This window comes from Rhodococcus sp. 14C212, from assembly GCF_011058195.1.
Lineage (GTDB): Bacteria > Actinomycetota > Actinomycetes > Mycobacteriales > Mycobacteriaceae > Rhodococcus > Rhodococcus aetherivorans.
Genome location: NZ_JAALEH010000138.1, coordinates 1 through 10,203, shown reverse-complemented (window position 1 = coordinate 10,203; position 10,203 = coordinate 1). Strand labels below are relative to the sequence as shown.

At 72.0% G+C, this 10,203-nt stretch carries 9 protein-coding genes and 1 rRNA gene; all 10 read left to right on the top strand.

The window, feature by feature from the left end; translation table 11 throughout:
• Positions 1–3: 3 nt before the first annotated feature.
• Positions 4–120 (top strand): 5S ribosomal RNA (rrf, locus tag G6038_RS28975).
• A 76-nt stretch (positions 121–196) separates the two neighbouring features.
• On the top strand, positions 197–1,432 hold the full coding sequence (locus G6038_RS32240; RefSeq protein WP_165042152.1) for a hypothetical protein: 1,236 nt from the start codon (positions 197–199) through the stop codon (positions 1,430–1,432).
• Positions 1,429–2,424, top strand: a complete 996-nt coding sequence (locus tag G6038_RS28965; RefSeq protein WP_165042150.1) for an HAD-IIA family hydrolase — start codon at positions 1,429–1,431, stop codon at positions 2,422–2,424. The genes G6038_RS32240 and G6038_RS28965 overlap by 4 nt, the downstream gene beginning before the upstream one ends.
• Positions 2,425–2,479: 55 nt before the next feature.
• A complete protein-coding gene (locus G6038_RS28960; protein WP_165042139.1) occupies positions 2,480–2,704 on the top strand; it encodes a hypothetical protein in 225 nt (74 codons plus the stop codon).
• A 1-nt stretch (position 2,705) separates the two neighbouring features.
• Complete coding sequence (locus tag G6038_RS28955) at positions 2,706–3,530, top strand: TlyA family RNA methyltransferase (protein WP_165042148.1); 825 nt, start codon at positions 2,706–2,708, stop codon at positions 3,528–3,530.
• Complete coding sequence (locus G6038_RS28950) at positions 3,527–4,471, top strand: NAD kinase (RefSeq protein WP_165042146.1); 945 nt, start codon at positions 3,527–3,529, stop codon at positions 4,469–4,471. The genes G6038_RS28955 and G6038_RS28950 overlap by 4 nt, the downstream gene beginning before the upstream one ends.
• 1 nt (position 4,472) lies before the next feature.
• The gene (gene recN / locus G6038_RS28945) at positions 4,473–6,263 is read left to right on the top strand and encodes a DNA repair protein RecN (RefSeq protein WP_165042144.1); all 1,791 of its coding nucleotides are present in this window, start codon (positions 4,473–4,475) and stop codon (positions 6,261–6,263) included.
• Between the two features lie 55 nt (positions 6,264–6,318).
• Positions 6,319–7,503, top strand: a complete 1,185-nt coding sequence (gene steA / locus G6038_RS28940; RefSeq protein ID WP_165042143.1) for a putative cytokinetic ring protein SteA — start codon at positions 6,319–6,321, stop codon at positions 7,501–7,503.
• Positions 7,500–8,450: a copper transporter gene (locus G6038_RS28935; protein WP_165042154.1), complete on the top strand. Its 951-nt coding sequence runs from the start codon at positions 7,500–7,502 to the stop codon at positions 8,448–8,450. Before steA ends, G6038_RS28935 begins: the two co-directional genes overlap by 4 nt.
• Before the next feature lie 160 nt (positions 8,451–8,610).
• On the top strand, positions 8,611–10,203 hold a 1,593-nt coding region (locus G6038_RS28930), incomplete at its 3' end, for a CTP synthase (RefSeq protein WP_165042141.1).

Below are 10,203 nucleotides of genomic sequence, written 5' to 3'. Positions count from 1 at the left end.
AGTTACGGCGGCCATAGCGGAGGGGAAACGCCCGGTCCCATTCCGAACCCGGAAGCTAAGCCCTCCAGCGCCGATGGTACTGCACCCGACAGGGTGTGGGAGAGTAGGACACCGCCGAACACCCGTTTACGAGAGGGGACCCACCAGTTGGGTCCCCTCTCGTGGTTTTTCTGGCTTTTCATGAAAGGATTTTTCTGTGTCCGACAACGATGGTGAGCGTCGATCCTTCCGGAGTGGAGGGTCCACTCCCAGGTCGGGACGCGGAGACAGCGGCGAACGTCGCCAAGGCGGTGATCGGGGCCAGGCCCGCAGCGAGGACCGTCGGCAAGGATTCGCCGGCCGACCGGATCGTCGCGGCGAGGACCGCACGTTCCGCGGGGAACGTCGAAGCGAGGCACCCAAGGGCATCGGGGACGACTCCCGGGGCAGCACCCGGTCGGAGCGACCCCGCAGCGACCGCCCGTCGGGGGACCGGCGAGACCGGCCCTACGGTGAGCGCCGCGACGACCGTTCCCACGACGACCGTTCCCGCGGCGAGCGCCCGCATCGAGGCACAAACGACGACCGCCGGGACGATCGGCGCACCGGTGACCGGCGTGACGATCGGAGCCGTGACGATCGGCGCACGGGCACGTCCCGTGCCGGTCACGGACCCGAACGGCGGGACGGGGGCGCTCCGCGTCGCCGAGGCGGCGAGGGCGGATTCGGCCCGAGCCGTGGTCGCGAGGGTGCTCCGGCTCCGCGTCGCGAAGCCCGGCCGGACGAACCGGACCTGCCCGAGGACGTCGAGGCGTCGGACCTCGATCCGACCATCCGCCGGGACCTGCTGAGTCTCGACAAGTCGAACGCCAACGCCGTTGCCCGGCACCTGGTCATGGCCGGCCGCCTGATCGACGACGATCCCCGTCTGGCGCTGGCGCATGCTCGTGCTGCGCGACAGCGCGCCGGCCGTATCGCCGTGGTCCGCGAGGCAGCGGGCATCACCGCCTACCACGCCGGCGAGTGGGCGGAGGCGCTGTCCGAGTTGCGGGCCGCCCGACGAATGGCCGGGGGACCGGGATTGCTGGCGGTCATGGCGGACTGCGAGCGCGGTCTCGGCCGGCCGGAGCGCGCGATCGAGCTGGGTCGCAGCGACGAGGCTCGGGCACTGACCGGCGACGAGGCCACCGAGCTGCGCATCGTCGTGGCGGGCGCCCGGATGGATCTGGGGCAGTTCGACCAGGCGGTCGTCACCCTGCAGACCCCGGACCTGGACGCCTCGCGCACCGGCCCGTCCGCCGCGCGCCTGTTCTATGCGTACGCGGATGCACTCGTGGCTGCGGGACGCACCGAGGACGGGTTGAAGTGGTTCCTCAACGCCGCGGCGGCGGATCTGGAGGGGGACACCGACGCCGAGGAACGCGTCGCCGAGCTCACCGGAGAGGATCAATGACCGGTACTCCCGGCGGTGCGTCGTTGCGGGCGCTCTACGACGTTCTCCTGCTCGATCTGGACGGCACCGTCTACCGCGGCGCCGAGGCGGTTCCCGGGGCCCGCGAGGCATTGTCGGACGGTGCCGAGCGGCTGTTCTATGTCACCAACAACGCGAGCCGTCGCCCGGGGGAGGTCGCCAAACATCTGCGCGAACTCGGTTTCGCGGCCGACGAGTCGAACGTGGTCACCAGTTCGCAGTCCGCGGCCCGGCTGTTGGCCGAGCGGGTCCCGGCCGGCGCCCCGGTGCTGGTGGTGGGCACCGGCGCCCTCGTCGACGAGGTCGCCGGGGTCGGTCTGACTCCGGTCCGTTCCGCGGACGCCGAGCCCGTGGCGGTCGTGCAGGGACATTCTCCGGAGACCGGGTGGGCGATTCTCGCCGAGGCGACGCTCGCACTGCGATCCGGCGCCCTGTGGGTGGCGACGAACATCGATTCGACGTTGCCCACCGAGCGGGGCCTGGTGCTCGGGAACGGTTCCATGGTCGCGGCCCTGAGGTCGGCGACGGGCTGCGAGCCCCTGGTGGCGGGTAAACCGGCCGCGCCGCTGCTCGAGGACGCCGTCGTGCGCAGCGGCGCCTCGCGTCCGCTCGTGGTCGGCGACCGGCTCGACACCGACATCGCCGGCGCGAACGCTGTCGGCGCCGATTCGTTGCTGGTGCTGACCGGCGTCAGCACGGTCGCGGATCTGCTCCGGGCGCCGGCGGAGCAGCGTCCCACCTATGTCGCCGACTCGCTCGCGGGTCTCGACGCCGAGGCGGCCACGCTGCGGGTGGGAACGCGCGAGCCGGGAGCGGTGTCGTTCGACGGACAGGATGTGCACCTGGCCCCGGAGTTCGCGGCGGACCCGATGGCCGCGCTGCGGGCCGTACTGGACGTCGCCTGGGCCAACCCCGGTTTCGGTCGGGTCGTGGCGACGGACGAACTGCTGGCGCGGTGGGGAATATCCCGCTGAGCCGGGTTTGCGTGGTGTGCCGGTTCGTCACCGGCATGCACTAGCGTGGTCGACGATGAGCACGTCGATTCCACGCCCAGGCGAACACCTTCCACGTCCCCATCCGGGCGTGGATCCCGCGTCGATCCAGATCGAGGTCGAGGGTCTGCTCACGCGCGCCCGCGACGTCACCGCCGACCGTGAGCCCGATCCGTCCGAGATCATCCCGCGGCAGGCGCAGCTGCTCGAACAGGCGCACGACCTGCTCGTCCAGGCCCTCGCGACCGTGGACAAGATCTGACGTGGCCCGGCGAGCGCGAGTCGATGCGGAGCTGGTGCGCCGGGGCCTTGCCCGGTCCCGCGAGCACGCCGGCGAACTGATCGCGGCGGGGCGGGTCCTCGTCAACGGCACCGTCGCGACGAAACCCGCGACCCAGGTCGATCCGGGGGCGCCCCTGCTGGTCACGGAGGACGCCGAGGAGGTGGCGTGGGCCTCGCGAGGGGCCCACAAGCTGCTCGGCGCCCTCGAGACGTTCACCCCACAGGGATTGCGGGTCACCGGGCGGCGGTGCCTCGACGCCGGGGCTTCCACCGGCGGCTTCACGGACGTCCTGTTGCACGAGGGCGCCCGCGAGGTCGTCGCCGTCGACGTGGGTTACGGCCAGCTGGTGTGGCGGCTGCAGTCCGACGAGCGCGTCCACGTGATCGATCGAACAAACGTGCGTAACATCGATGCGGACGCGATCGGAGGGCCGGTCGAGTTGGTGGTGGCGGATCTGTCGTTCATCTCGCTGAAGCTGGTACTCCCGGCGTTCGTGCGGTGCGTGACTCCGGGCGCGGATCTGCTGCCCATGGTCAAACCGCAGTTCGAGGTCGGGAAGGAGCGGGTCGGCAGTGGCGGCGTCGTCCGGGATGCGGCTCTGCGCACCGAGGCGGTCCTCGGTGTCGCCCGGGAGGCCCAGGCTCTGGGGCTGCGTACGCTCGGGGCGGTGGCCAGTCCGCTGCCCGGCCCGTCCGGCAACGTCGAGTACTTCCTGTGGCTGCGCGCCGGGGAACCCGGCCCGGTCGAACTGGGGGCGGACGTGGTCGAACTCGTCGAACGAGCCGTGCAGGAAGGACCCCAGTGACCGCAGATAGTGCAGCGACCGGCCCGGAGCGGGCGTCGCGCGAGGTCCTGCTCGTGTCCCACTCGGGGCGGGTCGAGATCGCCGCGACGGCGCAGCGCATGGCGAAGATCTTCGGCGAGGCCGGCATCGGGCTGCGGGTGCTCGACGACGAGGTCGCCAGCACCGGTCTGGGTCCGCTCGCCGGACCGGACGGGCGGGTCCGCATCGTCGAACCCGGACCGGACGCCGCCCGGGGCTGCGAGATGGTGATCGTGCTCGGCGGCGACGGCAGCTTCCTGCGCGCCGCCGAACTGGCCCAGTGCGCGGCGGTGCCCGTGCTCGGAATCAACCTGGGCCGCATCGGTTTCCTCGCCGAGGCCGAGGCCGAACATCTCGAGGAGGCGCTGGCGCAGGTGGTGCGCCGCGAGTACCGGGTCGAGGAGCGGATGACGCTGGACGTCGCGATCCGGGTCGACGACGTGATCGTCGACCGGGGGTGGGCGCTGAACGAAGCCAGCCTCGAGAACAAGTCCCGCCTGGGCGTGCTCGAGGTGGTGCTCGAGGTCGACGGCCGGCCGGTGTCGGCGTTCGGGTGCGACGGCGTGCTGATCGCCACCCCGACGGGATCGACCGCATACGCGTTCTCCGCCGGCGGCCCGATCGTGTGGCCGGAACTCGAGGCGTTGCTGGTGATCCCCAGCAACGCGCACGCCCTGTTCGCCCGGCCCATGGTGACCAGCCCGGAGTCGTTGATCGCCGTGGAGACCCTCGCCGGCAGCCACGACGGGCTGGTGTTCTGCGACGGCCGTCGCACCCTGGACCTGCCCGCCGGAGGCCGACTCGAGGTGGTGCGCGGCAAGCATCCGGTGCGGTGGGTGCGGCTGGACTCGGCGCCGTTCGCCGACCGCATGGTGCGCAAGTTCGATCTTCCGGTGAAGGGCTGGCGGGGAAGGAGACTGTGAGGTGCTTGCCGAGATCCGGATCGACAATCTGGGGGTCATCTCCGAGGCCGGCGCCCAGTTCCACGGCGGGCTGACCGTCCTGACCGGCGAAACCGGAGCCGGCAAGACCATGGTCGTGACCAGCCTGCACCTGCTGTCGGGGGTGCGCGCCGACCCCACCCGTGTCCGTGTCGGCGCCTCCCGCGCCGTCGTGGAGGGCCGCTTCTGCATCGATGCCGACGGCGGGTCGAGCGCGGCGGGCGGGGTGCCCAGCCACGTCGAGCAGGAAGTGGCACGCCTGCTCGAGACGACCGGTGCCCAGCGCGACGAGGACGGCAGCATCATCGCGGTCCGCACCGTCGGCAGCGACGGCCGCTCCCGCGCCCACCTCGGCGGGCGCAGCGTCCCGGTGGGGGTGCTGTCGGAGTTCACCGATCCGCTGCTGACCGTGCACGGCCAGAACGACCAGTTGCGGCTGCTGCGGCCCGACCAGCAGCGCGCCGCCCTCGACCGGTTCGCCGGCAAGACGATCGCGCCGCTGCTGGCGGCGTACCAGGAGCACCGCCAGCGGTGGCTGACCGCACGGACCGAGCTGATCGAACGCACCGAGCGGTCCCGGGAGCTCGCGCAGGAGGCGGACCGCCTGCGGTTCGCGCTCGACGAGATCGCCGCCGTCGACCCCCAGCCGGGGGAGGACACCCGGATCGTGGCCGACGTGCGCCGGCTCGGCGACCTCGATTCGTTGCGGGACTCCGCGCAGGGCGCACAGGCCGCGCTCGCCGGCGGGGACGGCGACGACGTGGCTGCGGCGGCGCTGGATCTGCTGGGGGAGTCCCGGGCGCGGCTCGAGGCGGCCGAGGACCCGGCCCTGCGCGAGCTCGGTCCCCGGCTCGACGAGGCCATCGCGGTGGTCACCGACGTCGCCGGCGAACTGTCCGGGTACCTGTCGGAGCTGCCGTCGGACCCGGGGGCCCTCGACACGCTGCTGAACCGCCAGGCGGAGCTGAAGTCGCTCACCCGCAAGTACGCCGCGGACATCGACGGCGTGCTCGAGTGGGCTCGCGACGCCCGCGACCGGCTGTCGAGGATCGACGTGTCCGCCGACGCGGTCGCCGAACTCGCCGCGCGCGCCGATCGCGAGGCGGCCGCCACCGCCGAGGCCGCGACCGCCCTCTCCGCCGCCCGCAGGAAGGTCGCCGACAAACTCGCGAAGGCGGTCAGCAAAGAGCTGTCCGGCCTGGCGATGGGCCGGGCGAGTCTGGACGTGCAGGTGCGGGACCGGGAGGCGGGGCCGCAGGACACCGCACCGCTGAAGGTCGGCGGGCGGATGCTGCACGCCGGCACCTCGGGCGTCGACGACGTCGAGTTCCGGCTCGCCGCGCACGGCGGGGCCCGCCCCCTGCCGCTCGCGCGCAGCGCCTCCGGCGGTGAGCTCTCCCGCGTCATGCTCGCGCTCGAGGTGGTGCTGGCCGGGTCCGAGCGCGGCGCCACGATGGTGTTCGACGAGGTCGACGCGGGGGTGGGCGGCCGCGCTGCGGTCGAGATCGGCCGGCGCCTGGCCCGCCTGTCGCGCACCCATCAGGTCATCGTGGTCACCCACCTGCCGCAGGTCGCCGCGTTCGCCGACACCCACCTCGTCGTCGACAAGGTCGACGACGCCGGCGGCGGCGTCAGCAGCGGGGTGCGCGCCCTCACCGACACCGAGCGTGTCGCGGAGCTCGCCCGCATGCTCGCCGGCCTCGGCGACACCGAGACGGGCCGGGCCCACGCCGAGGAACTGCTCGCCACCGCGCACGCCGAACGACGAGGCTGATCCCGCCCGGCGCGCCTCCGTTGCCCGGCCCCGGCCCGGGTTCATCATCGATGCCATGAAGATGCCGGCGCTGCTGTCACGCAGTAACGAAACGTTGCCCGGAGTGAGCGGCATTGCCCGGGTCGACAAGAACCAGGCCAAGCTCCTGCGCCGGGTCGGTCCCGGCGACATCGTCGTCCTCGACGCCGTCGACATGGACCGCGTCACCGCCGACGCACTCGTCGAGGCCGGGGTCACCGCCGTGGTCAACGCCTCGGCGTCGATCACCGGCCGCTACCCGAACCTCGGCCCCGAGGTGCTCGTCGCCAACGGCATCGCCCTGATCGACAGCACCGGTCCCGAGGTGTTCAAGAAGGTCAAGGACGGCGCCAAGGTCCGCCTGCACGAGGGCGGTGTCTATGCCGGGGAACGGTTGCTGATCCAGGGCGAGGAGCAGACCGAGACCGAGATCTCCGACCGCATGATCGAGGCGAAGACCGGTCTGGTCGACCACCTCGAGGCGTTCTCGGGCAACACCATCGAGTTCATCCGCTCGGAGAGCCCGCTGCTCATCGACGGGGTCGGAGTGCCCGACGTCGACGTGGACCTGCGCGACCGGCACGTGGTGGTGGTCGCGGACGGACCGGACCACGAGCAGGACCTGAAGAACCTCAAGCCGTTCATCAAGGAATACTCGCCGATCCTCGTGGGTGTCGGCACCGGCGCCGACACGCTCGTCCGGGCCGGGTACCGGCCGGACCTGATCGTCGGCGACCCGGACGAGATCGGCACCGAGACCCTCAAGTCCGGCGCCGAGGTGGTGCTGCCCGCCGATCACGACGGCCACGCCCCCGGCCTCGAACGCATCCAGGACCTGGGCATCGGCGCGATGACGTTCCCCGCCACCGGCGCCCCCGCCGACCTGGCGCTGCTGCTGGCCGACCATCACGGCGCCGCCCTCATCGTCACCGTCGGCAGCACCGTCTCGCTCGACGAGTTCTTCGACCAGGGCCGCCGTGACAGCAACCCGTCGGCGTTCATGACCCGGCTGAAGGTGGGGCCGAAGCTGGTCGACGCCAAGGCCGTCGCCACCCTCTACCGCAGCCGCGTCTCCGGCGGGGTGATCGCCCTGCTGGTGTTCGCCGCGCTGATCGCCGTGATCGTCGCGTTGATCGTGTCCAACCTCGGCGGCGACGTCGTGGACTGGGCCGTGCAGAGCTGGGACAGCCTCGTGGTGTGGGTGCAGGGGCTGACCGCGTGATCTCGTTGCGTCACCACGCAATCTCGATCGCAGCGGTTTTCCTCGCCCTCGCCGTGGGCATCGTCCTCGGCTCCGGGCTGCTGTCGGACAGCGTCGTCGCCGGGCTGCGCGACGACCGGTCCGAGCTGCAGCGCCGGCTGCAGGACGCCGAGGACCGCACCAACGCGCTCACCGAGCAGCTCAACGCGGCCGACGGTTTCGACGCCGCCGTGTCCGGGCGCGTCGTGCGCGACGCCCTCGCCGGCCGCACGGTACTCATGATCGCCACCCCCGACACCGACCCGGCGGACCTGGACGCGGTGATCCGCACGGTCGAGGCCGCGGACGCCGCCGTGACCGGCCGGATCTCACTGACCGAGTCCTTCGTCGACGCCGCCGGCGCCGACCAGCTGCGCACCACCGTCACCAACGTCGTCCCCGCCGGGGTGCAGTTGCAGACCGGCGCCGTGGATCAGGGCAGCCTGGCCGGAGATCTGCTCGGAGCCGTGCTGCTCGTCGATCCGGCGAGCGGGCAGCCGCGCAGCACCCTTCAGGAGCGTGACCTCGCGCTCTCCACGCTGCGGGGCGGCGGCTTCGTCGCGTACGACGACGGAACCGTCGAACCCGCCCAGACCGCGATCGTCGTCACCGGCGACGGGGGAGCCGGCGCCGAGGGCGGCGGCAACCGCGGTGCGCTGCTGGCCCGCTTCGCCGCCGCGTTCGACTCCCGCGGTGCCGGCACGGTCCTGGCCGGGCGGCCCGGCGCCGCCGTCGGCAACGGGGCCGTCGCGGTGGTGCGGGCCGACGCGGCGCTGTCGGCCGGTCTGTCCACCGTCGACACCGTCGACCGCGAATCCGGCCGCATCACCACGGTGCTGGCGCTGCAGGAACAGCTCGCCGGGGTGTCGGGCCGGTACGGAACCGGCCCCAACGCCGGCGCCGTCACCGTCGGAACCGCCGCCCGCTGACGGGGCGCGCCGCGGCGGACGGTGTGATCCCCGTCCGATCCGGGCGAGTCGTGCACGCGGGACCCGCGACAGGTGTTACCGTGAAGTTCCGTGGGTCGTGCAGGCCCCAGCAGTTCCGTCATCAGTCCGAAGTCCTGCACCAGACGTCACGGGAGCTTCTTTGCCACAGTCACGCCACTCGCGTACCGCCACCAAGCACATCTTCGTCAGCGGGGGCGTCGCCTCCTCACTGGGCAAGGGGCTGACGGCATCGAGCCTGGGCGCTCTTCTCACCGCGCGCGGCATGCGCGTGACCATGCAGAAGCTCGACCCGTACCTGAACGTCGACCCCGGTACCATGAACCCCTTCCAGCACGGCGAGGTCTTCGTCACCGAGGACGGCGCCGAGACCGACCTGGACGTGGGCCACTACGAACGCTTCCTCGACCGCGATCTCAACGCCGCCGCCAACGTCACCACCGGCCAGATCTACTCCACGGTCATCGCCAAGGAGCGGCGCGGCGAGTACCTCGGCGACACCGTCCAGGTCATCCCGCACATCACCGACGAGATCAAGAACCGGATCATGGCGATGGCCGGCCCCGACAAGGACGGCAACGTTCCCGACGTGATCATCACCGAGATCGGGGGCACCGTCGGCGACATCGAGTCCCAGCCGTTCCTCGAGGCGGCCCGCCAGGTCCGTCACGACGTCGGCCGCGGCAACGTCTTCTTCCTGCACGTCTCCCTCGTGCCCTACCTGGCCCCGTCGGGTGAGCTGAAGACCAAGCCCACCCAGCATTCGGTGGCGGCGCTGCGCAACATCGGCATCCAGCCCGACGCGCTGGTGCTGCGCTGCGATCGGGAGGTCCCCGCCGCCCTGAAGGCGAAGATCGCGCTGATGTGCGACGTGGACGTCGACGGCTGCATCTCCTGCCCCGACGCCCCGTCGATCTACGACATCCCCAAGGTCCTGCACCGCGAAGGCCTGGACGCCTACGTCGTCCGCCAGCTCGGCCTGCCGTTCCGCGACGTGGACTGGACCGTGTGGGGCGACCTGCTCGACCGGGTGCACCAGCCGCGTGAGACCGTGCGGGTCGCGCTGGTCGGCAAGTACGTCGACCTGCCCGACGCCTACCTGTCGGTCACCGAGGCGTTGCGCGCCGGTGGTTTCGCGCACCGCGCCAAGGTCGACATCCGCTGGGTGCCCTCCGACGACTGCGAGACCGAGGCCGGCGCCCAGGCCGCGCTCGGCGACGTGGACGCGGTCCTGATCCCCGGAGGCTTCGGCATCCGCGGCATCGAGGGCAAACTCGGCGCGATCCGCCACGCCCGCACCCGCAAGATCCCGCTGCTCGGCCTGTGCCTGGGCCTGCAGTGCGTGGTCATCGAGGCGGCCCGCTCGGTGGGCATCACCGACGCGAACTCCGCCGAGTTCGATCCCGACACCACCCATCCGGTGATCTCCACGATGGCCGATCAGGAGCAGGCCGTCGCCGGCGAGGCCGATCTGGGCGGCACGATGCGGCTCGGCGCCTACCCGGCCGTGCTCGCCAAGGGCTCGGTCGTCGCCCGCGCCTACGGCAGCGAGGAGGTCTCCGAGCGGCACCGTCACCGCTACGAGGTCAACAACGCCTACCGCGACCGGATCGCCGAGTCGGGCCTGAGGTTCTCGGGCACCTCCCCGGACGGGCATCTCGTCGAGTTCGTCGAGTACCCCGCCGACGTGCACCCGTTCTTCGTGGCCACCCAGGCGCATCCCGAGCTCAAGAGC